General features: G+C 64.6%; 20 protein-coding genes and 1 pseudogene. 11 read left to right on the top strand and 10 right to left on the bottom strand.

The features are described 5' to 3' along the window. The first annotated feature begins 43 nt into the window (after positions 1-43). Positions 44-760 carry a carbonic anhydrase gene (locus ACIBW7_RS05110; protein ID WP_397044304.1) on the top strand — a complete coding sequence of 239 codons (717 nt, stop codon included), beginning with the start codon at positions 44-46 and terminating at the stop codon, positions 758-760. Between the two features lie 73 nt (positions 761-833). After that, a pseudogene (locus ACIBW7_RS05105) lies at positions 834-1,487 on the top strand (dienelactone hydrolase family protein); the annotation flags it as partial. On the opposite strand, the gene ACIBW7_RS05100 reads toward ACIBW7_RS05105, so the two are convergent. Further along, the gene (locus tag ACIBW7_RS05100) at positions 1,468-2,571 is read right to left on the bottom strand and encodes a CapA family protein (protein ID WP_397044303.1); all 1,104 of its coding nucleotides are present in this window, start codon (positions 2,569-2,571) and stop codon (positions 1,468-1,470) included. The pseudogene ACIBW7_RS05105 and the gene ACIBW7_RS05100 sit on opposite strands and share 20 nt — an antisense overlap. Before the next feature lie 336 nt (positions 2,572-2,907). Between ACIBW7_RS05100 and ACIBW7_RS05095 the strand changes: the two genes are divergently transcribed. Together ACIBW7_RS05095 and ACIBW7_RS05090 are read left to right on the top strand one after the other, a co-directional pair. Further along, positions 2,908-4,503, top strand: coding sequence for an ABC-F family ATP-binding cassette domain-containing protein (locus ACIBW7_RS05095; RefSeq protein ID WP_397044302.1), 1,596 nt, complete (start codon positions 2,908-2,910; stop codon positions 4,501-4,503). A 45-nt stretch (positions 4,504-4,548) separates the two neighbouring features. After that, complete coding sequence (locus tag ACIBW7_RS05090; RefSeq protein ID WP_397044300.1) at positions 4,549-4,761, top strand: hypothetical protein; 213 nt, start codon at positions 4,549-4,551, stop codon at positions 4,759-4,761. Positions 4,762-4,805: 44 nt separating this feature from the next. Here the strand turns inward: ACIBW7_RS05090 and ACIBW7_RS05085 are convergent, their stop codons facing one another. From ACIBW7_RS05085 to ACIBW7_RS05075, 3 genes are all read right to left on the bottom strand, one after another. Then, complete coding sequence (locus ACIBW7_RS05085) at positions 4,806-5,084, bottom strand: alpha/beta fold hydrolase (RefSeq protein WP_397044298.1); 279 nt, start codon at positions 5,082-5,084, stop codon at positions 4,806-4,808. A 180-nt stretch (positions 5,085-5,264) separates the two neighbouring features. Further along, positions 5,265-8,678, bottom strand: a complete 3,414-nt coding sequence (locus tag ACIBW7_RS05080; RefSeq protein ID WP_397044296.1) for a protein kinase — start codon at positions 8,676-8,678, stop codon at positions 5,265-5,267. A 115-nt stretch (positions 8,679-8,793) separates the two neighbouring features. Continuing rightward, complete coding sequence (locus ACIBW7_RS05075) at positions 8,794-9,492, bottom strand: TetR/AcrR family transcriptional regulator (RefSeq protein ID WP_397044294.1); 699 nt, start codon at positions 9,490-9,492, stop codon at positions 8,794-8,796. A gap of 82 nt (positions 9,493-9,574) precedes the next feature. On the opposite strand from ACIBW7_RS05075, the gene ACIBW7_RS05070 reads away from it, so the two are divergent. The 3 genes from ACIBW7_RS05070 (at position 9,575) to ACIBW7_RS05060 (ending at position 12,169) form a co-directional block, all read left to right on the top strand. After that, positions 9,575-10,675, top strand: a complete 1,101-nt coding sequence (locus ACIBW7_RS05070) for a hypothetical protein (protein ID WP_397044292.1) — start codon at positions 9,575-9,577, stop codon at positions 10,673-10,675. Between the two features lie 16 nt (positions 10,676-10,691). Continuing rightward, positions 10,692-11,252, top strand: a complete 561-nt coding sequence (locus ACIBW7_RS05065) for an ester cyclase (RefSeq protein WP_397044291.1) — start codon at positions 10,692-10,694, stop codon at positions 11,250-11,252. Between the two features lie 122 nt (positions 11,253-11,374). Then, complete coding sequence (locus ACIBW7_RS05060; RefSeq protein WP_397044289.1) at positions 11,375-12,169, top strand: MBL fold metallo-hydrolase; 795 nt, start codon at positions 11,375-11,377, stop codon at positions 12,167-12,169. Positions 12,170-12,206: 37 nt separating this feature from the next. On the opposite strand, the gene ACIBW7_RS05055 is transcribed toward ACIBW7_RS05060, so the two are convergent. Further along, positions 12,207-13,106, bottom strand: a complete 900-nt coding sequence (locus tag ACIBW7_RS05055; RefSeq protein ID WP_397044288.1) for a glycoside hydrolase — start codon at positions 13,104-13,106, stop codon at positions 12,207-12,209. 93 nt (positions 13,107-13,199) lie between these two features. Next, positions 13,200-13,610: a nuclear transport factor 2 family protein gene (locus tag ACIBW7_RS05050; RefSeq protein WP_397044287.1), complete on the bottom strand. Its 411-nt coding sequence runs from the start codon at positions 13,608-13,610 to the stop codon at positions 13,200-13,202. Between the two features lie 417 nt (positions 13,611-14,027). On the opposite strand from ACIBW7_RS05050, the gene ACIBW7_RS05045 reads away from it, so the two are divergent. From ACIBW7_RS05045 to ACIBW7_RS05030, 4 genes are all read left to right on the top strand, one after another. Continuing rightward, a complete protein-coding gene (locus tag ACIBW7_RS05045) occupies positions 14,028-15,209 on the top strand; it encodes an NAD(P)/FAD-dependent oxidoreductase (protein ID WP_397044286.1) in 1,182 nt (393 codons plus the stop codon). Further along, positions 15,209-16,102 carry an RNA polymerase sigma factor SigJ gene (sigJ, locus tag ACIBW7_RS05040; protein ID WP_397044284.1) on the top strand — a complete coding sequence of 298 codons (894 nt, stop codon included), beginning with the start codon at positions 15,209-15,211 and terminating at the stop codon, positions 16,100-16,102. The genes ACIBW7_RS05045 and sigJ overlap by 1 nt, the downstream gene beginning before the upstream one ends. A 36-nt stretch (positions 16,103-16,138) precedes the next feature. Further along, entirely contained in the window at positions 16,139-16,489 is a 351-nt protein-coding gene (locus tag ACIBW7_RS05035; protein ID WP_397044282.1) for an ester cyclase, read from the top strand. Between the two features lie 196 nt (positions 16,490-16,685). Further along, entirely contained in the window at positions 16,686-17,447 is a 762-nt protein-coding gene (locus tag ACIBW7_RS05030; RefSeq protein WP_397044280.1) for a hypothetical protein, read from the top strand. A gap of 222 nt (positions 17,448-17,669) precedes the next feature. On the opposite strand, the gene ACIBW7_RS05025 is transcribed toward ACIBW7_RS05030, so the two are convergent. The 4 genes from ACIBW7_RS05025 to ACIBW7_RS05010 form a co-directional block, all read right to left on the bottom strand. Beyond that, positions 17,670-18,500, bottom strand: coding sequence for a nuclear transport factor 2 family protein (locus ACIBW7_RS05025; RefSeq protein ID WP_397044279.1), 831 nt, complete (start codon positions 18,498-18,500; stop codon positions 17,670-17,672). Between the two features lie 419 nt (positions 18,501-18,919). After that, positions 18,920-22,228 carry a protein kinase gene (locus tag ACIBW7_RS05020; protein ID WP_397044277.1) on the bottom strand — a complete coding sequence of 1,103 codons (3,309 nt, stop codon included), beginning with the start codon at positions 22,226-22,228 and terminating at the stop codon, positions 18,920-18,922. Positions 22,229-22,367: 139 nt separating this feature from the next. Continuing rightward, complete coding sequence (locus ACIBW7_RS05015) at positions 22,368-23,435, bottom strand: dihydrodipicolinate reductase (protein ID WP_397044276.1); 1,068 nt, start codon at positions 23,433-23,435, stop codon at positions 22,368-22,370. Between the two features lie 302 nt (positions 23,436-23,737). Beyond that, positions 23,738-24,058: an SDR family NAD(P)-dependent oxidoreductase gene (locus tag ACIBW7_RS05010; protein WP_397045714.1), complete on the bottom strand. Its 321-nt coding sequence runs from the start codon at positions 24,056-24,058 to the stop codon at positions 23,738-23,740. Between the last annotated feature and the right edge of the window lie 2 nt (positions 24,059-24,060).

Here is a 24,060-nt window from a genome sequence, read left to right as displayed (position 1 = left end):
TCGCCGTAACCGCTGGAGATCCACCGAGTGCGGAGGTGACAACATGGGTGTGCTCGATCGCCGAACAGTTCTGGTCGGCGCCCTGACCGCGACCACGGCGGTGATGGCGGGTTGCGGGGGAGATCAGCCATCGGAGCAAGTCCCTACGACCCAGGCACCGCCGCAGACGGCGAAGGCCGCCTTCGACAGGCTGATGGCAGGCAACCGGCGCTGGATCGACGGCAACCTGGACCACCCCGACCGCGATCCGGATCGTCGTGAGCTATTGGCCCGGAATCAGCAGCCGTACGGTGTCGTACTTGCGTGTATCGACTCGCGCGTTCCGCCGGAGCTGGTATTCGACACCGGACTCGGCGATTTGTTCGTCATGCGTACCGGCGGCCTCGCAGTGGGCCCCGTCGTGACCGGTTCTGTCGAATACGGCCCGATGACCGGCGGCACCCCGTTGATCATGGTCCTCGGGCACCAGCGGTGCGGCGCGGTTGCCGCGGCATACAAGTCGCTGCACGAGGGCACCCCGCTACCGGGCAATCTGCAGTCGATTGTGGAGGCCCTGCGCCCGGCGTACGAGCGGATGGACTCGCCGGGGCAAGACCCGGTCGAGACGATGACCCACGTCCAGATCGAGCTGACCGCACAAGATCTGCGGCGCAACAACGACCTGGCGCCGATGGTGGAACGTGGCGCTGTTTCGGTCGTCGGCGGCTACTACAACCTGGACACCGGCCGGGTCGAGGTACTCGACGGAGCCCCGGCCTGATCGCCGCTTGCACATGATCGACCGGGCGGGTAGTCCGGATACCAGGAGGTGTTCGATGTCGCCCTCCGCATCCGATCCCCTGACGCGGACACAAGAAGTCATCGTGTCGTCGGAGTCCATCCGACTCACGGGGATACTGGCCGTCCCGCAGAACTCCACCGGTCTGGTCGTCTTCGCGCACGGCAGCGGTAGCGGTCGGCACAGTCCGCGAAATCGGCTGGTCGCCGATGTGCTCAATCGGGCCGGACTCGCGACCATGCTCGTCGATCTGCTGACCACGGCCGAGGAAGGTGACCGTGCGCGGGTTTTCGATATCGAGCTGCTCGCCGAGCGTCTCGTCGCGGTGACCCGCGGACTGCGCACGCGGGTCGTTCTGAGTGGGCTTCCGACCGGATATTTCGGGGCGAGCACCGGTGCCGGTGCCGCATTGTGGGCGGCCACCGAACCCGGCGCCGAGATCGCGGCCATCGTCTCCCGTGGCGGCCGCCCCGACCTGGCCGGTCCGCGGCTGGCGCACGTCCGCGCGCCGACGCTGCTCATCGTCGGCGGCGACGACCGACAGGTGCTCGAGCTCAATCGCGAGGCCCAGCTGCGGATGCCGTGTCCGAGCGAGATCGACGTCGTGCCCGGTGCGACGCACCTGTTCGAGGAGCCCGGTGCGCTCGAGCAGGTGGCGGATCTGGCCCGCGACTGGTTCCGCCGCCACCTCAGTGTTGTGCGGTCTTGAACACCACCGGTAGGTCGTCGGTCTGCGGTGCGACCCGGGTGCCGAAGTCGCGACTGATGTGCTCGATCGTCTGGTACAGCCACTGAGATTCGCTGCGCGTGGCCGATTCCAGGCGCATGCGCCGGATCCGCAGTGGAATCATTCGCGTTTCCATCCCGCCAGGATCGATGGACACCAGATACAGCAACCGAAGCTCCGGGCGATAACGCTCATAGCCGCGGATGCCCTCGTAGTCGTCGATGACATCACCGCACCCGTACAGAATCGGTTTGCCCTGGTAAATCTCGATCGGCCGCGGATGGTGTGCGGAATGCCCGTGCACGAGGTCGATTCCGGCATCGATCAACCGATGCGCGAACTGCCTTTCGCTCATCGGCACCCCGTAACCCCAATTGGGCCCCCAATGTACGGAGACGATCGCGATATCGTCATCGCGCTTGTGCGCCAACGCTGCTGCCGCCACCTCGTCGGCGGCACGAATATTCGGTGTATCGCCGATCCACCACAGCCCCGGCCGATCACGGCGAGCCGCCCAATGTTGCGGAACCCCACTCGATCCCGCACCGACCGAGACGATTACCACTCGTCGCCCGTCATCGAGTTCCGATATCGCCGGGGCCCGGGCATCGTCGAAATCCGCGCCCGCCCCGGCGCGCTGGATGCGTGCGGTATCGAGTGTCGTCACCGTATCTGCGAGCCCGCGAACACCGAAATCGAGAATGTGATTATTGGCCAGTGCACACACGACCGGCGCGATTGTGGTCAACACCGGGACATTGTCCGGGTTCATGCGGTAGTGGATGCCTTTGAGCGGTGCGAACGCGCCGTCGGCGGTGATCGCGGTTTCCAGATTGATCAGTCGTATCTGTGGGGCGAGTTGAGCAAGAATCGCCAGGACGTCACCCCATGGGTGGCCGAAATCGACGGGACGGGCAAATTCACCGTTCGTCTGCTCCGCCAGCTCCGCATACGTCCGCGCATCCTCGACCCACCGTTCGCGCAGCATCGGATCACCGGGGTGCGGGAGAATCTGATCCACACCGCGGCCCACCATGACGTCGCCGCCCAGCAGCACCGTCGCCATACCCCATTGTCGATCATGTTCGCGCGGGGCGGTGCGCTTCTTGGTAACGTGTTCACGTGCTCATCGAGGTTGACAGACTCTAGCCGCCCTGTCGAAGGCGGCCTCACCTGATCGCACACTCATCTCATCACTCGAGAGATATTTCCCGTGTGACTCGGCTCTGGCTGTAGCACCCCGTCGGTGACCTGTTCACGCCCACGACCGTGGCGCCGTGCCGACCTCGCCTTCGTCAGCATCCGCAAAGTACCGAAACCCCTTCGCGCCCATCGTCACAGCGACCTCGGCGCGATACTTCGCGGCCGCTCGCTTTCGCGAGCAGGAGGAGTCGACCGAACCATGTCCATGTCCACGCAATCGGCCATCACATTGCGGAACCTGTCGTTCGAATGGCCCGATGGAACCCTCGCACTTTCCGGCGTAAACGGCGCATTCACCACCGGGCGCACCGGTTTGGTCGGCCGCAACGGCGCTGGTAAATCGACGCTGTTGCGCTTGATCGCCGGAATTCTGACACCGACGTCCGGTCGGATCGAATCCGTCGGCGAGGTGGGTTACCTGCCGCAGACGCTGACCCTCGGCCGTACCGACACCATCGCGCGCCTGCTCGGTATCGCGGACAAACTCGCGGCCCTACGTGCGATCGAGGTCGGCGACACCGGTGAACAGCACTTCGAGACCCTCGGCGACGACTGGGACATCGAAGCCCGCGCCGATGAAGCCCTACACGAAATCGGTTTCAGCGCGGCCGATCTCGATCGGAAGGTGGGTGAGATCTCGGGCGGTCAGGCCGTCCTGGTCGCGATCACGGGGCTGCGGATCCAGCGCACCCCGATCACCCTGCTCGACGAGCCCACGAACAACCTCGATCGCGAAACTCGCGCCGAGCTAGCCGAATTCGTGGACTCGTGGCCGGGCGCCCTCGTGGTGGTGAGCCACGATCTCGAGTTGCTCGAGCATATGGATGCGACCGCGGAACTGCACGGCACCACCCTGGAGGTGTTCGGCGGTCCCTACAGCGAGTGGAAGCGATACGTCGAGCAGGAACAAGCGGCGGCCGCGCAGGCGGCACGAACCGCCGAGCAGGCATTGAAGGTCGAGAAACGACAGCGTATCGAGGCCGAGACGAAGCTCGCGAGGCGCGAGCACACGGGCCGAGCGACCCAACAGAACGGCGGCATTCCCCGGATTCTGGCGGGCAACCGCGCCAGCAAGGCGCAAGCCTCGGCAGGAGCAATGCGCACCGCGCTCGACGCGAAAGTCTCTGCGGCCCAGGATGTCCTGGATTCCGCCGGAGCGCGTGTCCGCCGCGAGGAGCATATCCATCTCGAACTGCCCGACCCCGATGTGCCGCGCAGTCGGCGCATCGCGGAACTGAGCGACCGCGACCGAAGCGTCGTCATCCAGGGCCCGGAACGGGTCGCCCTGGTCGGCCCCAACGGCGCGGGGAAGTCGACACTGCTCGAGAACCTGATACACGGTCGGCACCCGGAGCGCGGCGCCCTGCTGACCGACCGCGTCGGATATCTCCCGCAACGCCTGAATGATCTGGACGAGCAGACCAGCGCGCTCGAGAACGTCCACTCGGTGGCCTCGACCACCCCGCCGGCCACGATCCGCAACCAACTGGCGCGGCTACTGCTGCGCGGCAGCAGTGTCGAACGCCCCGTGTCGACCTTGTCGGGTGGCGAACGCTTCCGAGTCTCTCTGGCGCGCTTGCTCCTTGCCGATCCTCCGGCGCAGTTGCTGATCCTCGACGAGCCGACCAACAACCTCGACGTCGGTAGCGTCGAGCAACTCGTCGAAGCATTGGCCGCCTATCGCGGTGCGCTCCTGGTCGTCAGCCATGACTACCCGTTCCTGCGAAGGCTCGGCATCGACACCGTCATCGAGCTCGCGTCCGACGGCAGCATTCGAACGCACGGCTCCCTATAAAGTGGTCCGGCGGCCTCGTCGTGCTGCGAGGCCGTCGCAGCGGTGGTGTCGGAGGTGGTCGGCGCCGATGATCGCCTGGACGAACGGGTGCGGCGCTTCCTGGGGAACGTTGTGCCCGATACCGTCCAGGACGCGGTGTTCTTGCCGGTGAACGTGCCGCGGTCCGGCTTTCCATCCTTTGCCGCGCCATCGAACGGTTCGGTCGGCCGGGACATCGGCGGTGAACTGATCGTGGAGCTTGTCCTGCTGGATGTATAGGTCGGTAACCGTCGTGCCGTCGAAGTTGGTGTACGGCACTGGATTCAGGGGGAGCCGGGGTACCGGTTGGTCAGTTCGAGTGCGGTCCGGCCGGGCGCGGGCAGGAATGCGGCCACAAACACGAGCGCCTTGACCTGGTCGTTTCCGGCACCCGCCGCGCTGATGACGGAGCCGCCGTAGGAATGCCCGATGAGCACGACGGGTCCGTCGACGCGGCCGATGAGCCCGCGCAGCGTGGTGGCGTCGCCGGCGGGGCCGCCGCGCAGCGGGGTTGGCGGCGGCGACCACGGGATAGCCGTCCTTGCGCCGGGTACCGGCAACACATCCGTCGACTGACGCTGCCCGCGACGTAGTCCGCTGCCGGGCTGGTGACCTACGTGGAGATCAGCGTTGGCTGCCTCCGACTTCTCGACAGGTGGACTAGTTGATTATTCGAGTCGGGTACCGACGTCGCGGGCGATTTCCGGCACCGGCGGACGTCCGCCGTGCACTGTGGTCGAGGCTCATCGGCTCGAGGCTGACGAGTTCGCGGCGGCCTGAAGAATTTCCAATACTATCCGTGGTGCGTTGTCGTGTTCCAGGTCGGTCAGGATCTCCGAAATGTGTGGTGCAGCATCGGCAACGGTTCGGATGAGGCCTTGTTCAGCACATTGCATCAACGCGGGTAGCGCAGCCTCCTTGGCGTTCTGGTGGCGTCCGGCGGTCCACAGGCAGCCTGCCCGCAACAGTTGTGCTTGGACAAATGCTCTTGGGCGATGCTGAGTTTCGATCTCGCGCACCATCTGGTCGGCCCGTTGGCAAGCTCGATCAGCCGAGTCGTCGGCCAGCAGCAGCCGAATCGCGGAGTCTTGTTCGAGTTCGGCGATGGCGGCGTGAATCGTTGTGTCCTGCTTGCGGTATGGCGGCAGCCGGCGGAGTGCATCGCGGGTCTCGGGTGGAACCGGCAGACCGAGGCGGATGCGTTCGTTGACCATGCGAGCGGCCAAGCGCGGCAGTGACTCGTTCTCGGCGATTGCCGCACCCTCGGCAATGCGTTGTTCGGCGGCGCCGAGGTCGCCGCGTAATGCCTTGATGCGTGCGCCGGTGCCGAAGCTGGCGAGCAGGAACCAGACCGCGCCACCGTGGCGGCCGAGATCAGCGCTCGAGTCGAGTAGTTGCTCGGCTTCGTCGAGGCGGTTCTGCTCGTAGCGTATGGAGCCGAGTAAGGCGCCGGACATCCGTGAACCGTAGGTTTGCGAGCGGCCGCGCCGCGTGCGGCTGATGGCGGCATCGAAATGCTCTTCGGCGGCGGCGATGTCGAGCTGTTCGAGCGCTGCGAGACCGGCGACGCACCTGCCGTACATCACCCCGAACGGACCTTTGCTGCGACGGTGATACGGGGCCGCCCATTGCTGCCAGCGGCGGGCCTCGGTGAAGTCGAAACGGTTGAGTGCGTCGATGGACGCGAGATTCGCCGCGTTGGTGGCGGTGAACGGGGTGTCGGCGTCCTCGAGATGCCGGGCCAAGAGGTCTGGCAGACCATCGAATCGGTCGGTGACGAACTGTGCTGCGCCCGCGACCGTTTCCGCCTCGATCCGCAGCTTGGTCGCCTCGGTACCGGTCGCCGCACCGGCGTCCAGTGCGGCGTCTACTTGCTCCAGCGCGAGCCGAACCTGTTCGGAGCGCTGTAGTCCGACGTTGGCCCAGGCTCGGCAGATCTGTAGCCTCGGTCGCGACTCCGCGAGGCGTTGCGGCAGTTTCGTGAGCAAGCCGAGGAACGTCGCCATCCGGGAGCCTTCGATGAGGTCCATGGCCCGTCGTTCGACCAGTTCCGCGGCGTAATCCGGATCGTCGGCCGCCAGTGCGTGATCGACTGCGGCGGTGACGATCTCGTGTTCATCGCACCACTCGGCCGCACGGCGGTGCAATTGTGTCAGGCGTGCGGGATCACGGCGGACAAGTCGACGCCGCAGGTAGTCGGCGAAAAGGTGATGGTATTGGAACCACTGGTCCTCTTCGTCGAGGCGGCGCAGGAACAGATTTCGGTCGGCTATTTCTTCGAGTAGTTCCTGGCTGTCGGATCGGTCCGTCAGCCGGACCGCGAGATCGGCGCACACTCGCTCCGTGATCGCCGTGGCCAGCAGGAAATCCAGCAGCGGCGGCTCGAGTGAGTCGAGCACGTTCTCGGCGAGGTAGTCGGCGAGTGCCCGGTGGCGGCCGGTCAGCTGGTCGATGAACGCGGCGGGACGATCGTGGCCGCGCAACGACAGCGAAGCCAATTGCAGTGCGGCAGGCCAGCCTTCGGTCGTTTCCTGCAGGCGGTTCACATCGTCGGTGGACAACGAAAGCCCGCCGGAGTCGACCAGGAAAGCGCCCGTTTCCCGAGGGTCGAAACGCAGCTGCGCGACATCGATTTCGACCAGTTCATCGTGCACCAGCATGCGACTCAGCGGCAGACATGCCCGGGTTCGGCTCGCGATGACCAGCCGCAGGTGATGGCAACCGTGCTCGAGCAGATAATCCAATGCGGCACAGGTGGTTTCGGCATGTACCCGGTGCCAGTCATCGATCACGAGCACCATCGTCTGTCCACCCGAGTGGATTTTGTCGATCAGTGCGGACAGCACGTATCTCGCGGTGTCGGACGATCGTTCCTCGAGTAGCGTGCCGAGTTCACGCGCCAGCGCCGGAGCGACGCGGCGGATGGCCTCGATCAGGTGGGAAAGGAACCAGGCGATGTTGTCGTCATCGGGGTCGGCTGTCAGCCATGCCACCGGGACGTCCTGGGCCGCCAGTGCTGTGGCCCATTGCAGAGCCAGGGTGGTCTTGCCGAATCCGGCCGGTCCGTGGATCAGCGTCAGGCGCCGGTTGCCGCCGCCCCGCAATAGCGCAAGCAGCCGGGTGCGCGCGATCATCGTATGGGGTGCGGCCGGCGGACGGAATTTCGTTGCCGTGCTGGGCGGCGGTGGCGGTGTCGCCACATCCGGGGTATGCGAGGCCACGGGAACCGCTGTGGCCGAACCGGATTCGATGACTGTTGGCGGCAATGCCAGAGCATCCACCGCCTGGCCGGTCTCATGTTGGACTCGCCGCAGCATTTCCCCGAACTCGATCGCCGACCTCGGCCGGTCGGCCGGCTTCGCCGCCATGGCCGCCTCGATGGCCGTGCACACCGCCGTGGGGACGTGCTGATCGCGCAGAGTGGGTGCGGCGGCCGTGGCGATCCGGGCAAGTTGCACTTCCAGTAGTTCGCCGGTGCGGCGTGCGAATGCGGCTCGCCCGGCCAGCAAGCAGTGCAAGGTAGCGCCCAGGCCGTAGATATCCGAGATCGGGTTGGGCGTCGCGCCGCCGAGTACCTCGGGTGCGGTGAATGCGGGCGTGCCCTGGACGGTGCGCAGGGATGACGTGGTGCCGTCGCCGAATTGTGCGATGCCGAAGTCGGCGAGCTGGGGTTCGCCGTAATCGGTGAGCAGAATATTGCCAGGCTTCACGTCGCGATGCACGATGCCGATCGCATGTGCGGCGGCCAGCGCCGCGGCCATCTTGACGCCGATCGAAAGCACCTCCGACCAGCGCAGCGGTCCCGAATCCCGCAGCACGGTCTCCAGCGAGCCGCACGCATAGAACGGCATGACGATATAGGGGCGGCCGGTGGCGGTGATGTCGACCTGCAGCACTTGGAGGATGTCGGGGTGTCCGAACAGCCGCCCTAGTGCACGCTGTTCTCGGAGGAATTGCTCGCGCTCGTCGTCGCTGACCTCGGACCTGAGCAATTTGACCGCGACGTGGCGTTCGAGTGCGTATTCGTAGCAGCAATACACGACGCCGAAGCCGCCGCGGCCGATTTCGGTCGCGTCGCCGAATCCGGCCGCCGCTAGTTCAGCCGCGATTCCGGTGGGGAGGTCTCGCTGTGTTGCGGCCTCGTCGAGCTCGTCCATCGAATATTCGCCGGCACCTCCGAGTCAGAGCATCCACCCCGACCTGTGCATCAACGATAGCGCCGTTGTGGACGGGGCGGTAACCAGGCGTTCTCCAAGGTCGACATCGACGGTGTCAGTCGACGGCGCTGCGGTGAGAAGTGATGACATCGACGATGAGATCGACGGTGTACTCGAACTCGCGTTCGCGGTCGAAGTGCGCCAAGTGGGGTGCGGCGAGGGCGACTTGTGGCAGTCCGGATGCTTCGAGCGCGTGCCGGCGTTCGGCGATTCCGTCGGCGTCGTCGGTGCCGAATGTCGGTCCGGCGGAGACTTCGCGGAGCAGTGTGCCGACCAGGGTGGCCAGGACGGTGCGAAGTAGGTGGACTGCTTCTTCGGGGGTTCGCCCGGTTCGGCGGAGCACGGTGAGGACCGCTTCGATCGGGGCGAGTCCGGCCAGTGATGAGAGCTGACGCGTCAGGACCAGGGGTGCCGCTTCCGGGTGCGCGAGGGTGACGCGGCGGAATTCGTATGCCAGCGCACGCAGGTCGGCTTCGATCGAGTCCGTCGACTCGGGCATCCGGAGTTGCTCGAGGATGTATTCGGCGACGGTGTCGAGCAGGTCGTCTTTGCCGTCGACGTGGTGATAGAGGCTTTTGGCGTCCACCCCGAGTGCGCGGCTGACGGATCGCATGCTCACCGCGCCGATGCCCTCGGCGTCGATCACCGCCAGCGCGGCGTCTCGTATCGCCGCGCGCGAGAGCTGCGCCTGCGCTTTCGGTGGCCGTCCGCGGCGAGGCGGCTGGGTCTTCGCTGCATCGAGCTTGGCTGGCATGCACCCACTCTTGCATATTTCCACGCCGTGGGTTTAATCTACGTATTATTCCACGCCGTGGGATTAATGACTCGAGGTGGATATGCAACTGCCATGGCGACAAGGTGACGCGCTGGACCTGGCGGGCATCGGCTCGCGTGTCGAGTGCCTGGCCGACCTGTCGAAGATCGACGGTGGGCCGGGTGCGCGGCTGACGGCTGCGCGGAGTCAGGCCGAGGTCTTCCGCGGTGAGTTCGCGAGCACGGGTGTGCCCGACAGCGTGGTGACGTGCGACCTCGTCACGCTGCCCTACCCGACGCGGTTCGGTCTGTTCCGCGCAACCCGTGCGCTGGCCCCGTTCCTTGCGATCACGAACCGGATGCTGGTGATCCGCTGGCGCGAGAGCGACGGGACGCCGCGGGTGCTGCTGTTCGAGCCGAGTGACGTCGAACTCGGCCGTTACACACCGTATTTCGACAAGCTCGCCCGCCGCACCCCGGATATCGTGGCGCGGCGGATGGTGATCGAGCACGGCACCGTGACCGATCACCTGTCCGGGCTCGGCCTCGACCCGGCCGAGGTCGACTACCTGATGTTCGACCACCTGCACACCCAGGACCTGCGCCGCTGGATCGGCACGACGGTGCATCAGGCCGACCTCGGCATGCAGCCGAAGCCGGTATTCCCCAACGCCAAGGTCATCGTGCAGCGGGACGAACTGGCCGCGATGGCAGACCTGCACCCGCTGCAAAAGCCCTGGTACCAGCCCGGCACATACCGCGACGTTGCACCGGATGCCTTCCTGGCTATCGACGGCTCGGTGATCCTCGGCCCGGGTGTCGCGGTCGTGAAGACGCCGGGCCATGTCTTCGGCAACCAGAGCCTGGTGCTGAATACCTCGACCGGCATCTGGGTGAGCAGCGAGAACGTCATCGCGGCCGAATGCCTCACACCGGAGCACTCGCGGCTGCCTGGAGTGGCGCGCTGGGCGGGGGAGTGGGGACAGGAGATCGTGCTCAATGCCAACACCATCGAAACCACGGCGGATCAATACAACTCGGTCGTGTTCGAGAAGACGCTGGCCGATCGCAGCCAGCGTGACTCGCGTTTCCTCCAGTTCTTCCCGTCCAGCGAGTTGACCGGCGCGTGGACGAACCCTGGAACAGCGCCGACATTCATCCACGGCCGCATCACACATCATTGATCCTGCAGGAGTTTTCATGACCGACCGCTTTGCCATGCCACCTGTCGAGGTGCTGCGCACCCGCGAGAAGCTCGTCCTCGATCACTTCCACGACGAGGTCCGCCAGGATTGGGACGACGTGCTGGCGACGTTCCCGCATCCGCATTACGAGATCATCCCCACGCTCGCCGTCCACGACGGTGATGCCGCAGTCCGCGGCTACTACCGCGACACCCGCGTCGCATTTCCCGATCAGGACCACGAGATCATCGCGCTGCGGCACAGCGCGGACGCGGTCATTGTCGAATTCTGGCTACTCGGAACACATTTGGGACCGCTCGGCGGCATCCCGCCCACCGGCTCCCGGCATCGCACCCGGATGACGGCGTACTTCGTATTCGACGACAACGAGAACCTGATCGTCGAGCGGATCTACTTCGACACGCTGTCGATGCTCAAACAGCTCATCAGCGGCGTGAACCTGCGCAACCCACGCAAGTGGCCGCTGGTCTACCGCGCACTGCGCGGATTGCTCGCCATGTCGAGCAATCCGAATCGGCTGCTCGTCGACACCGCGCCCGCCGACCTTTCGGTCTGATTCGAAACGGATGATAGGAATCTCGCGGTGAACTGGGACGCACCAACCCGATTCAGGTCATCTACCCCGCTCTTTTCAGCGGCGGCCCCCGCGGCGATGGAAGAGATGAAAGCGGCACTCGGATGAAAGTCCATCACCTCAACTGCGGCACGATGCGACCGCCCGCCACACCCGGCGGATTGGTCTGCCACGTCCTGCTCGTCGAGACCGATAGTGGTCTGGTCCTGATCGATTCGGGCCTGGGCCTACGCGATGCCGAAGCGCCGGGCGCGCGCTTCGGCCCCGCCCGCTACTACGTCCGGCCCATCTTCGACCCCAACGAAGCCGCGATCAACCAGATCAGGCGGCTCGGATACGATCCGGTCGATGTCCGGCACATCGTGCTCACCCACTTCGATGCCGACCACACCGGTGGTCTCGCCGACTTCCCTTGGGCTCGAGTACATCTCACGGGCGCCGAAGCGTTCGCCGCCCAGCATCCACGAACCTTGATCGAACGAGAGCGTTACCGCCCGGCGCAGCGCGCCCATCGCCCGGTGCTCGTCGAACACGAACCGTCGGCAGGCGAGTCGTGGCGCGGGTTTCCAGGTGCCGAGGAACTAACCGATATCGCGGCCGGGATCGTGCTGATCAACCTGCCCGGCCACAGCCGCGGTCACGCCGCCGTCGCAGTCGATGCCGGTGACCGTTGGATCCTGCATGTCGGGGATTCCTTCTATCACCACGGCCAGCTCGACGGCACCGATACCGCACCCAAGGCGATCACCGCGATGGAGCGCGTCATCGCCCACGATTGGAAGCAGGTCCAGGCCAATCACCAACGGCTGGCTCAGTTGTGGGTGACGGCCGAGCCGGACCTTCTTCTCGTCAACGCGCACGACCCGCATCTGCTCGACCGTGCCACCGGGCGCGCGTGACACGGCTTGCTCGACGTGATGCGTGGCGAGGTGGAGATCAACTATCGGGCTGTTCGATGAACTCCGGGTAGACGGTGAAATGGCGGACCGTGCCTGATATCTCGGGAAGTTCGAGAGGTGTTGTCCACGTTCGGAAGTCGTCGTAGCAGTCGCTGTAGAAGTATTGGTGGTCGGTATAGGCGTCGAAGTAGATGCGCCAGCCGTCGTCGGGGAGCGCGATGACGCACTGTCCTTCGACGGGAGCGCCCCAACCGGCCCAATCGTCGGTCGCCACAAAGGTGTACGGGCCGAGCAGGCGGTCGGCGGCGGCGAGTTCTATGTATTTGGTGGATTCGTTCTTGGTGAACGCATAGTAGCGCCGGTCGGCGCGGACCACGGTGGTGTCGATATAGCCGTAGGAGGTGTTGTCGGGCTGGGCCAGTCCGATCATCGGCCTCGGCACGCTCCATGAGCGCAGTTTCGCGTCGGCGGTGATCAGATGCGGTGTGAACCGATAGCCGTCGGAGAGCGACACGATGACATTGATGCTTCGGTCCGTGTCGATGAACCACTCCGGCGCCCAGGTCGATGTCACGCCCGGCAGCGGCACCGTGATGTCGTAGAGATGACTCCAGTTGAGCCGGTCCGCGCTGTAGGCGAAACCGATCGTTCGCCCTTCCCAGCCGGTGGTGTAGGTGAGGTAGTAGTAGCCATCGATATTGCGAAAGACGCTGGGGTCGCGCAGCAGGCCCGTCGGTGGGCGATAGGCGGGCCCGCACAGCTGCCGGAAGGTGATCGCATCGTCGGATTCGTAGACATACAGGTCGGTTTCGCTGTCATTGGTGAACGCGGTCATGGTGTACCGCGGCACCGAACGCGGTCGCTGCGTCGCCGCCGCGTGCCCGGTGGCGGGCAGCGCCGCGGCCAACGCCAGCAACGATCTTCGGCTGAGCAGCATGCGCTGATTGTGCCGTGAAGTCGTCTGAATAAATGTCGACACGCCGAGTGGTATCGGTGGGCCTAAACGCAAGGCCTGTCCGGCCTTTCGAGATCAATCTTTGCGCATCCAGGCGAGCATGATGCGCGCCTCGCGGAGTCGCCAGCCGTCCGACGTCCGCACGGCTGTGCCGGCCAGTCGCAGGCCGCCGGTTTGGTGGGGCGGTTGGCCGTCGCGGTAGTAGTACACGAGCGAGTTGGCCGAGGCCGCGGCCTGGTCGCCGTCGACGTGCACCAGCAGATCGGTGGTCGTGTGCTGAGTCAATTCGCCCTCGACCTGAGACTGCCGCATGAAGTCGGCGACCTTGTCGATGCCGCGGACCTGGATTCGCGGCGAGTGGACCTCCACATCGTCGGTGAAGACGGTGTCGGCATCCTCGTATCGCACCTCGTCGAGCAGGCGGGCGAAGCGGGTGAACAGATCGGCGATTTCGATACGGTCGGCGATCAGAGTGTCCGTGGACATGACATCCTCTTTCATTGGTGTTGCCAACATTGGCATCGCCAACTATACAGGTTTCATTGGTTGCGCCAATGAAGTATGGATATGTCGTGAATCACACCCGCGCACGCCTGGCTGTGCGATCAGCGGCACCGCAGGATGTGCTGAGCCGCATCGTGTCTCGGCTGCGGCCGTTCGACGAATGAGCCCCGAGCCGCACGTACGGTGGGGTTGTGCCGCATCGCGGGGAACCTGTCGACCTGTCCGACTCGCCGCGGCGATATCGCCACAGTTCTTTGCGTGCCGCAATGGTTCTCGCGGCCCGTGGCTGGTGTCGGCCCGGATATCCGGGCGATATCGGCGTATCGGGTGGTCGAGTGGAGTGATGCACGTCACGTCGTGTCCGTGTCATGTTTCGCCGGTCCGCGGTGTCTTGAAGGCATGACTGAATACGACATACTCCACAAGGTCGTCGTCATCGGCGGCGGTTACGCCGGGACACTCGCGGCCAACCATCTGCGGATGCGCACCGATGTCGATATCACGCTGGTCAATCCACGCTCGGAGTTCGTCGACCGAGTCCGGCTGCACCAGTTCGTGGCCGGCGCCGGTGACGCGACGATCGACTATGGCACGCTGCTCGGCGAGGGCATCCGGTTGGTTGTCGACAGCGCCACGCGGATCGACACCGCTGCCCGTGTGGTGCGGCTGGCGTCGGGGCGCGTGCTGGACTATGACCATGTCATCTACGCGGTCGGCAGCACTGCGGCGATACCGTCGGTGTCCGGCGCGGCCGAGTTCGCTTTCCCCATCGCTGAATTCGAGTCCGCGCAGCGGGTGCGTGCCAGGCTGGACGAGTTGCCGCTCGATGCTCCGATCGCCGTGGTCGGCGGCGGACCGACCGGCATCGAGACGGCCGCCGAACTGGCCGAACAGGGACGCACGGTCACGCTCGTATGTGGCGGAACCCTGATGCCATCGCTGAGTGCGCCGGGTCGCCGGTATGTCGCCAAGTGGCTGTCGCGGCACGGTGTCGCCGTGCTCGAGGCCGATGCGGTGACCGAGGTCGGGCCGGATGCGGTCGTCTTCGCCGACGGCGCGGTGCGTCCGAGCGAACTCACCATCTGGGCAACGGGTTTCGGCGTGCCGGAGTTGGCGGCCGAGAGCGGGCTGCAGACCGACACGCTGGGCCGGTTGCTCACCGACGAGACGCTGACCAGTATCGACGACGACCGCATCGTGGCGACCGGCGACGCCGCCGCGCCGTCGGGCCGGCCACTGCGGATGAGCTGCCAGGGCGCGGGACCGCTCGGGGCGCAGGCCGCCGATACCGTGCTAAGTCGCATCGCCGGGACCGAACCCGCGGTGCTCGACCTTGCCCTGACCGGGTCGTGCGTCAGCCTCGGCCGTCGCGTCGGCATCCGACAGCTCGCCCGCAAAGACGACATCGCTGTCAACCTCTACATCGGCGGCCGCATGGGCGCGAGAATCAAGGAGATGACCTGCAAGGTCGCGGTGTGGAAGATACGCCGTGAGGCCCGCAAGCCGGGGTCGCTGATCTGGCCCAAGGGCGGGCCGCGTCCCGAGCAGCCGGCCTCCGCTGCGCCGATGGTTACATCCTGATGATGACCGACGAGCATGCAGAGCGGTTCACCGTGCTGCGTCCGCTGTTGTTCACGATCGTCTACGAAATCCTCGGTTCGGCAACCGAATCCGACGACGTGCTGCAGGACAGCTATCTGCGGTGGGCCGAGGTGGACCTCGCGACGGTGCGCGACACCAAGTCGTATCTGGCACGGCTGGTGACCCGTCAGGCACTCAACGCGGTGCGGGCCGGTGCGCGCCGCCGCGAGGACTACATCGGACCGTGGCTGCCCGAGCCGCTGCTGCTCGACGAGCACGACGCGTCGGCCGACATGGTGCTCGCCGAGTCGGTGTCGATGGCGATGCTCGTGCTGCTCGAAACACTCACTCCCGATGAGCGTGCGGTGTTCGTGTTGCGTGAGGTTTTCGGCTTCGACTACGACGACATCGCCGCAGCGGTAAGCAAATCCGTGATGACGGCGCGCCAGGTGGCGCACCGCGCCCGCTCGCACGTGCAGGCGCGTCGCAAACGCTTCGAACCGGTCGACGCGGGGCAGATCGCGCAGATCACGCAGCAGTTCATGACAGCGGCAGCCACCGGTGACACGCAGGCGCTGCTCTCGCTGCTCGCACCGGACGCCACCTGGACCGCTGACAGCGGTGGCAAGGCCATCGCGGCGCGCCGGCCGGTGGTGGGCGCGGAAAAGGTGGCCGCGCGCCTGATGGACCTGTTGCATCGGGCGAGGAGGACGCCGAACCTGCGGATCGAGATGGTCAACTGCAACAACACGCCCGCGATGGCCGTACACAGCGACGACCACCTGGCAGGCGTCTTCCTGATGGAGATCATCGACGGCAAGATCACCAACTTCTACGCCATCCGCAATCCGGACAAACTCGCCACGGTGGTTCCGCGTCAGATCAGCCGGTAGCCGACAACTGTTTATGTCGATCCGAGGAGAAGCCACATGTCAACAGCTCGAAGCAACAAAGCAACGTTCAGCCGCCTTCATGACGCCGTCAACAGCGGCGATTTGGAGGTCATCGCGAAGACGATCGACGAGGTCGTCGAGCCGGAGATGCTGTTCCACGCGTCAGTGCCGATGGGTATGTCGGGGGCGCAGGCACTCAAACAGGTGTGGGCTGTGCTCCTTCGCGCGTTCCCCGACATTCACGTCGCGGTCGAGGATGTGATCGCCGAGGGGGACAAGGTCGTCTTCAGGAATAGTGCCGACCCACCTTGGCATGCGTTTCAAAGCACGAAATCTGCTCGGTCGCAGCAGGACTACGGTCTTGACCCTCGACCGACGCACCATTAAGGTTCTCTCAATTATTCGTCAAGTGCTATCAGATACTCGATATAGTTCAGATCCCACTTTCGGTGGCGCTGGCGTACACACGGGGTACGCCACATGGAGAGGTACGTAGTTGTCCTTGATAGGCAGGTGCTTCGGGCGGATCGGCGTGTGGGCCGGGGCTTGGATCGCGGTCGGGAAGCTTATGGTCCTCGCTCTGGTGGTTCGGGTTCCTGCGGTCGCGGTACGCCGCATGCCCGAGGCGACGGCGGGGGCTATCTGCCCGGATGACGAGCTCGCCGTCGCACCGGAGTGGGCGCCGTCGAGCGGCGAGGTCGATGCCGCCGATGATCGGCATCGCTTCGTGGGCAATGGCTATTTCGGGTTGCGGGTGCCACCGCATGGCATGGGCTGTGCCGTGACGGACGAGCTGAGTGGTCGGCCGCTGTACACGCCACGCCATGACGGCACGTTCGTTGCCGGACTGTACGGTCGTCCCCCGACTGTCGCCGCGGACCGCGAGGTGGCGGCAGCCATTCCGAACTGGCTGGACCGCACCGTTGGTGTCGGCGACGAAAAGTACTCCGGCGCAACACCGTCGGCGCAAATCACGAATTTCGCGCAGACGGTGCACCAGCGGTGCGGGCTGGTACGCACCTCCCTCGCCTGGACCACACGGGAAGGCGAGGCCACCGATCTCGTATACGAGGTGCTGACCGATCGCGTCGATCAGCATGTGGGGGCGGTGCGGCGGACGATGGTTCCGCACTGGTCCGGTCAGGTCGTGGTCATCGATGTGCTCGACGGTGCCGGGGCGCGGCCAATGACGCAGATCGACGGTGATGCGCGCGGCGAGGACGGTATCGATGCCGGGTTCCGAACTGATGGCACCGCGGCGACATTCGTCATACCTCCAACGCTCATCCCGCTGTCCGTGAACTGGAAATATCCGGCCCGCCACACTGATATGGACTATCGCTGAGGGTTTCGGGCGTGTTCACCCGTGATTTCATGCATTGTGCGTGGCTCCAAATCGGGGTTCATGATACCGAATTCTAGACAACTGATAGTTGATGCATCCTGGAATTCAGTCGATCGCCCTGGTAAAGACATCGAGATCACTGAGTGGAGTCCGATCCTGTCATCGGTTGGCCTCGATCAGAAGGGCGGGAGACCAAATGCGTGGTCTCCCGCCTTACCGTGATTACCAGGGGCCGATGATATCTTTGACTTTCTCGACGATCTCCTCGAGCGGAACGTCTGCCTGGATTACCGTGCCGTCATCGGGATTGATCAGATCCAGGCGGGTGCGGGTGAGTTTGGAGTATTTGATCACCCACTTGCCGTTGCTGTTTACATAACGATCGTGGTAGTTGCCATAACCGTGCACCCCGAGTGTTCCGCCCCAGATGAGTATGTCCTCCAGCCTCCAGTCGCCTTCGGCAGTCGTCGCGGACGTGAGCTGGATCGCTGGATCGAAGCCCTGATGGTGCGTTTTGGCGGGACCGATGGTGAGCTTGAGGAAGGCGATGAACGGGTCCCGGCCGACAAGGATGGGGCCACCACTGCCCGTGGTGTCCACCACGACGTCCGGAGCGAGGAGTTCGCGCAGCGCGTCCCAGTTTTTCGCATCGATATTCGCGAAGTAGCTGGTCTTGAGCTGCTTGATCGCTTCGATATCGGCGGTCGTGTCGGTCGCCGAGAAGACGCCCGGGAAAGCGGGCGACGGCGACGGCTCGGCGTTGGCGACCGAGATGCCGACGGCGCCGAGCATTGTCGCCGTGCTCAGCGCGACAGCGGTGCGCAGTACACGTCGCTCGCTGGGTCCGGGAAGGAACCGACGATGGATTTCTACAGACATATCTCTTCTCCTCTTCGAGTGTATGTCTCGAATAATTTTGGTCAGTTGCGGATGATCGGCAGGACCGAGCAGCTCAGCTGCTTTGGTCCATGCGGAACCTGATCGGTGATATCTTTTGAATCCGGAAGCATTTCCTCCACTCGGCGTGCGGCACCCGTGGTTCATATCGTGCATTGCTGTGTTTCTGAGCCGAAGAAGCTCGAATCGATTTACCTCGAGTAATAGTAGGTATGTATAACTGGTGCCGCACGTTGGTGATATTTTTAGCACCGAGAAAGGGCGAGTGGAATAAACAAAAGTTGTGCGGAATATGTAGATCCGGATCTGAACCGGGAGAGCCGGTCGGTGCGCTTTCATCTCGCTCACCGGGAGGTGTATTTGACAGATCAAGCTATGTCGTGGCAACCGATGCGGCAGTAAATTAGCGGCAGTATCGCATGCTGTTCATTTGCGCTATGTCGATCGAATGAATGCGAGAGGCTGCCAATGTGCCGGTCATTAAATATGTAGCATGCAATTCCGGTTTAAAGCAGTGTGGTAGCCAGAAAATTCCGTTTACCGATATATGACGTATCGGAACTATCGAACCTCGTTCAGCGCATAGGGCCGAAACCGCCATCGGATCCACTGTCCCGCGCACGCTGGGCCTCGTCGATGACCCAGACGGCGATCTGTGCGCGGGAGGTGAAGCCGAGTTTGCTCAGGATGTGCTCGACGTGGTGCTGTGCGGTGCGTTGGGAGAGCACGAGTTTCGCGGCGATCTGTTTGTTGGTGAGTCCCTGGGCGACAAGATCGGCGACCTCGCGTTCGCGCTTGGTCAGTGTCAGTCCGGAGTCGCGTGGGGTGGTGGTTGCCGGCTCACCCAGGGCGTAGGCTACTGCGGTGCTCATCCCCATGGCTTGTCCGCGCTGGAAGGCGGCCTCGAATCCTCGGTTGCCGAGCGCGCGACGCACGAGGCGCTCACATTCGTCGTGATAGCGGATCAACTCCGTGAAAAAAGTTGTGACACCTGGGGCGGAGCGCAGCAGGTGTTCGGCGGCGCCCATCAGGATGGCTGCGCGCTGAGCGTCGTAGTCGGCACCGGTCCAGGCCAGTCCCTCGATGGCAAGCGCCGCGACGACGGGGCTGCGCACGCGCCGGTTGGCTCGTAGCGATTCCAGCAGTAGCTCTTGTGCGTGGGACCGTTCGCTTTGCTGCCACATGGCGATCGCGACGCCCCACAGTGCGGTCGATCGGAACAGCGATTCGCCGCACGCCTGGGTGATGGAAAGTATCTGCTCGTGATACTGCATCGCACGCTCGGTATCTCCCTGGAGTGCGTGTGCCCAACCGAGTTCGGACAACGTGGAGATATAGAGATGTCCTCGAGGAGTGGATTCGAATACCGCGAGGGTGGGTTCGAGTACGGATACCGCCCGATCGAGTTCACCGCGAAACAGTGCCAGGGCTCCCTCGGCGGATGCGGCCAGCGCTTTGGTGATGGGTGCGGTGTCCTGTTCGGCGAGTGTGCGTGCCTGCTCGACGAGGGTGGCCGCGTACTCCAGGTTCCCCTGTACCGCAGCCATGTACGTGCTGGTATGCAGTGCTTTGACGCGATCGGGTATCGAGTGCGCGGCCGGGTGGGCCAGGAGGCGGTCGAGCCAGCGTCGGCCTTCACCGAACCGTCCTTGGAAGCTCCAGAAGACGAATAACGCTGCGGCGGTCCGCAACCCGGCCTGCGCCGAATCCGGGGTAGCGTCGGACACGCAGAATTCGAGCGCTTCTCGCAGATTCGGTTGTTCGCGGTCGAGTCGAGCGAGCCAGTCGAGCTGCTGATCGCTGATCCACCCGGCCTCGGCGTCCGAAGCCAACCGCTGGTACCAGTCGCGGTGCCGTCGGCGCAGATCCTGGTGTTCGTCGGTCTCCTGCAGCTTCTCCCGACCGTAGTCGCGCATGGTCTCGAGCATTCGGAAGCGCACGACGCCTTCGGGTTCCTCCCGGTTCACGATCGACTTGTCCACCAGGGAGGACAACGCGTCGAGCAGACTTTCCGACGCCAACTCGGCACCACATACGTATTCGGCCGCGTCGAGTTCGAAACCCCCGGCGAATACCGTCAGCCGAGCCCACAACCGCTGCTCGTCCGGTGTGCACAGCTGGTAGCTCCAGTCGATGCATTCTCGTAGCGTCTGTTGCCGGGTTGGCGCGGTGCGACTGCTGCGGGTGAGCAGCGCGTATCGATCGGTGAGCCGTTCCAGGATCTGGTGCGGCGACATGGCGCGCATCCGTGCCGCGGCGAGTTCGATCGCTAGCGGCAATCCGTCCAGCCAGGAACAGATACCCGCTACAGCGGCCTTATTGTCGTCGGAGAGTTCGAAACCGGGCACTACCGCAGCGGCGCGGTCGGCGAACAGTGTCACCGCATCATATTTGGGCAGTCCGCGCAGCGTCTGTTCACCGTCGGGGTCCGGAACCGTCAGCGGCAAAACCCGCAGTACCGCTTCTCCGGCGATGTCGAGCGGCTCGCGGCTGGTGACGAGAATCCGCTGGTTCGGACAAGCCATCAACAACGTCTCGACCAGCTCCTCCGAAGCCGCCAACACTTGCTCGCAGTTGTCCAGAACGAGCAGGGTTTCCTGGGACTGCAGGAACTGGACCAGCACTTCCTGCGTCGATCGGGTCGAATCGTCGCGCAGGCCAAGGGATGCCGCCACGACGTCGATCAGCAGTGACGGGTCGCGCACATCGGCCAGTTCGACAACCCGGACCCCATCGGCGAAATCGCGTTGCGCGTTGGCCGCCGCGCGCAGCGCCAGCCGGGTCTTGCCGACGCCACCGATCCCGGCCAGCGTCACGAGTCGGTAGGTGGACAACAGATTCTTCACTGCGGCCGTCTCGGTGCGACGGTCGACGAAACTGGTCAGCTCCAGCGGCAGCTCGCCGAACTTGCCGCGACCTGTAGCCGTCCCCCGCGGGCCCCATTCCCGCATCGCCGAGGTGTAGTCCAGCGGCTCGGGGGCTGGGTTCCCGTGCAGCGCCATCTCACCGAGCGGGTATCCGTGGTGGCGCTGGACCTGCCGGATGGCCTCACCCACCTCCGCCGCTGACGGCCGCTGCCGCGGATCCCGGCTCATCGCCGATTCCACCACCGCCGACAAGTCGTCGGGAATGCCATCCTCGCGCAGGTCCGGCACCGACTGACTTGTGATCCGCACGAACTGGGCCATTACTTGCTCACCGCGGCGGCGTTCGAAGGCGGCATGCCCGGTGAGCGCGCAAAACAGGGTCGCACCGAGCCCGTAGATATCAGCAGCCGACGTCGGGTCGTCGCCACCGAGCACCTCGGGCGCGGTGAACGCCGGGGACGCGGTAAGGATCCCCGGCGCCGTCTCGAACCCGCCCACGACGCGCGCGATACCGAAATCGGTCAATGCCGGTTCGCCGTAATCGGTGAGCAGAATGTTTCCCGGCTTCACATCGCGATGCACGATGCCGAGCTGATGCGCGCTCTCGAGCGCACCAGCGATCTTCACCCCGATCCACAACGCGGTCGGTGCCGGCAAGGGGCCCTGCCGACGGATCCACGCATCCAGCGAATCCAATGGGTAGTACGGCATTACCAGATAGGGCCGCCCGCTCGCGGTGACGCCGACCTCGAGCACGGTGACGATATTCGGATGCCCGGTCAATCGCCCCATCGCTTGCTGCTCGCGAAAGAACCGTGCCTGGTTGTCCTCGTCGAGCTCGGCGGTCAGCACCTTCACCGCAACCATCCGGTCCAGCCGCACCTGCCTGCAGCGATAGACCTCACCGAAACCGCCACGCCCGACCTTTTCGGGGTCCTCGAACCCGGACGCGCTCAAGTCGGCCGTGACCGATGTGACCATGTCGCGGCGGGTCCGGAGTGGATCACCGTCGGTCATCAGCGGCGGGTAACCCACTCGGCAGGTACGCGAATACCGGACGCCATGCGCTCACCTTTCGACAGTCCCAGCGTATCGCCGGCAAAGGTGCACAGTCCGCACGTCCGCAAGGTTCGGATCACAGCTCCTCGGGACGCGCTCACCACAGTGTCGCGGCAATGGGTGGCAGGTCGATCGTGGTGCGGATGCCCGGTCGTGCGGCGCATAGGTACGGGATGGTGTTGACGGCGCGGTTGGCCGCGTAGGTCGGCGAGGCGCCACTCGCCTGGGGCGACGCTTCTCCCGGCCGCAGGTCGACTTCGAGGGGTGTGTCACCCTCGACCGAGATATGCCATCCGGTCGGGCGTAGTGACCAGTCGGTGTTGATGTCGGTGCTGCAGTAGCGGGTCGAGCGGAACTGCAGCAGCGGTTGGCAGCGACGTGTGCCGGAGACTGTGATCCGTTGTGCGACAACGGTTCCCTTGCGGAAGACGGCGGCGCCGACCTGGACGTCCTGATTCGCGGTGGCGAGTTCGCCGCGGACCTCGATCGCGTCGAGTGGCGGGCCGAAAGCGTCGGCGGCAAGGCGCAGTGATGGGCTGATTGCGCGGCGGGCCTGAGTAAGGCGGTGGGGCTCGAAGGCTGCTCGGCTTATGCCGAAGCCCATGCCGAGCAGCGTCCATGGTGTTTCGGAGTGGGTGAGGTCGGTGTATTCGTCGATCGTCATGCGGTCCAGGCGTCGTTGGATCGAGCCGAGGGCGATGGGCATGGTTTCGGTGATGAAGCCGGGACTGTGACCGGTGCTGTGGATCGAGGTTCCGCCGGACCAGCATGCCGCCTGGATGCGTGCGTACAAGACTTGATCCATGCTGGCTGGATGATGGAATATGCCGTGGGTGGTCACGATATTCGTGCCGGTGGCCAGTAGTCGGCAGACGGTGTCGATATCGATGACGCGCGGTGTGTAGACCACGCAGTCGGCACCCAGTTCGATGATTTCGTCGATATCGCCGGTGGCGGTTATCCCGGTGTGTGTCGGCAGTTGGCACAGGCGGCCGGCATCGGTGCCGACCTTTTCCTTGGTGTGGGTATGGACCCCGACAAGTGTGAGGTTCGGGTGTTCGATGAGGGCGCGCAGAGCGGGTCGGCCGACATTTCCGGTGGCCCACTGGACCACCCGGTATTGTCGCGTCGTTTGCTCGATTATGGTGTGCGGCGAGGGATTCATCCCGTCTCGGTGGCTGGATGAGGGCGTGATCGGCCCGGCCTTCACATGCCGAAAAGTCTCTGTTCCCCGACAGGGTCGAGATATAGCCGAGTGTGTTTTGATGGACGGCCGCCACGGAAACGGCGGGGCAATGCCTCCTGTCCGGCGGCCTTGATCGCGTTTATCGTCTGCAATGTGGTCGGATCCATCTTTGATTGTCCTCAAATACCTTGTGGCACTTAGTATTCGACAGATCCCGTCGGGATCATCGACGCTGGCGGAAGGATGCTGCCCATCGGCCGATACTCCACCGATATCGCCGGCTACTCCGAAACGACGATCCGTCCGCCGTCGCGCAGTCGGTTGGCGGCCGTGCGCAGCGCGACGAAGGTGGCTTTCGTATTGGTGGTGAACATCAGGTCGAACTCGTCGTCGGTCGCCTCGGCGATCGGGCTGAAGGTGGCGGTGCCGACATTGTTCACCAGGATGTCCAGCCCGCCGAAGTGCTGCTCGGCGGTTTCGAACAGTCTGGTCAGTTGCGCCGGATCCGCCACGTCCGCCTGCGCGGCGACCGCTTGCCCGCCGCTGGCTGCGATGGTGGCCACGACCTGTTCGGCCGCGGATGACTTCGGTGATGCGCTCAGGA

Origin of the sequence: Nocardia sp. NPDC049526, assembly GCF_044465765.1 — a bacterium.
GTDB lineage: Bacteria > Actinomycetota > Actinomycetes > Mycobacteriales > Mycobacteriaceae > Nocardia.
This window is presented reverse-complemented; position numbering and strand designations above follow the sequence as displayed.

Excerpts from the sequence above, each read along its gene's own strand:
- ACIBW7_RS05060 (WP_397044289.1), top strand. The coding sequence starts at position 11,375 with ATGAAAGTCCATCACCTCAACTGCGGCACGATGCGACCGCCCGCCACA.
- ACIBW7_RS05035 (WP_397044282.1), top strand. The coding sequence starts at position 16,139 with ATGTCAACAGCTCGAAGCAACAAAGCAACGTTCAGCCGCCTTCATGAC.
- ACIBW7_RS05015 (WP_397044276.1), bottom strand. The coding sequence starts at position 23,435 with ATGAATCCCTCGCCGCACACCATAATCGAGCAAACGACGCGACAATAC.
- ACIBW7_RS05020 (WP_397044277.1), bottom strand. The coding sequence starts at position 22,228 with ATGACCGACGGTGATCCACTCCGGACCCGCCGCGACATGGTCACATCG.
- ACIBW7_RS05045 (WP_397044286.1), top strand. The coding sequence starts at position 14,028 with ATGACTGAATACGACATACTCCACAAGGTCGTCGTCATCGGCGGCGGT.
- ACIBW7_RS05075 (WP_397044294.1), bottom strand. The coding sequence starts at position 9,492 with ATGCCAGCCAAGCTCGATGCAGCGAAGACCCAGCCGCCTCGCCGCGGA.
- ACIBW7_RS05095 (WP_397044302.1), top strand. The coding sequence starts at position 2,908 with ATGTCCATGTCCACGCAATCGGCCATCACATTGCGGAACCTGTCGTTC.
- ACIBW7_RS05070 (WP_397044292.1), top strand. The coding sequence starts at position 9,575 with ATGCAACTGCCATGGCGACAAGGTGACGCGCTGGACCTGGCGGGCATC.
- sigJ (WP_397044284.1), top strand. The coding sequence starts at position 15,209 with ATGATGACCGACGAGCATGCAGAGCGGTTCACCGTGCTGCGTCCGCTG.
- ACIBW7_RS05025 (WP_397044279.1), bottom strand. The coding sequence starts at position 18,500 with ATGCACGATATGAACCACGGGTGCCGCACGCCGAGTGGAGGAAATGCT.
- ACIBW7_RS05100 (WP_397044303.1), bottom strand. The coding sequence starts at position 2,571 with ATGGCGACGGTGCTGCTGGGCGGCGACGTCATGGTGGGCCGCGGTGTG.
- ACIBW7_RS05050 (WP_397044287.1), bottom strand. The coding sequence starts at position 13,610 with ATGTCCACGGACACTCTGATCGCCGACCGTATCGAAATCGCCGATCTG.
- ACIBW7_RS05055 (WP_397044288.1), bottom strand. The coding sequence starts at position 13,106 with ATGCTGCTCAGCCGAAGATCGTTGCTGGCGTTGGCCGCGGCGCTGCCC.
- ACIBW7_RS05065 (WP_397044291.1), top strand. The coding sequence starts at position 10,692 with ATGACCGACCGCTTTGCCATGCCACCTGTCGAGGTGCTGCGCACCCGC.
- ACIBW7_RS05080 (WP_397044296.1), bottom strand. The coding sequence starts at position 8,678 with ATGGACGAGCTCGACGAGGCCGCAACACAGCGAGACCTCCCCACCGGA.
- ACIBW7_RS05110 (WP_397044304.1), top strand. The coding sequence starts at position 44 with ATGGGTGTGCTCGATCGCCGAACAGTTCTGGTCGGCGCCCTGACCGCG.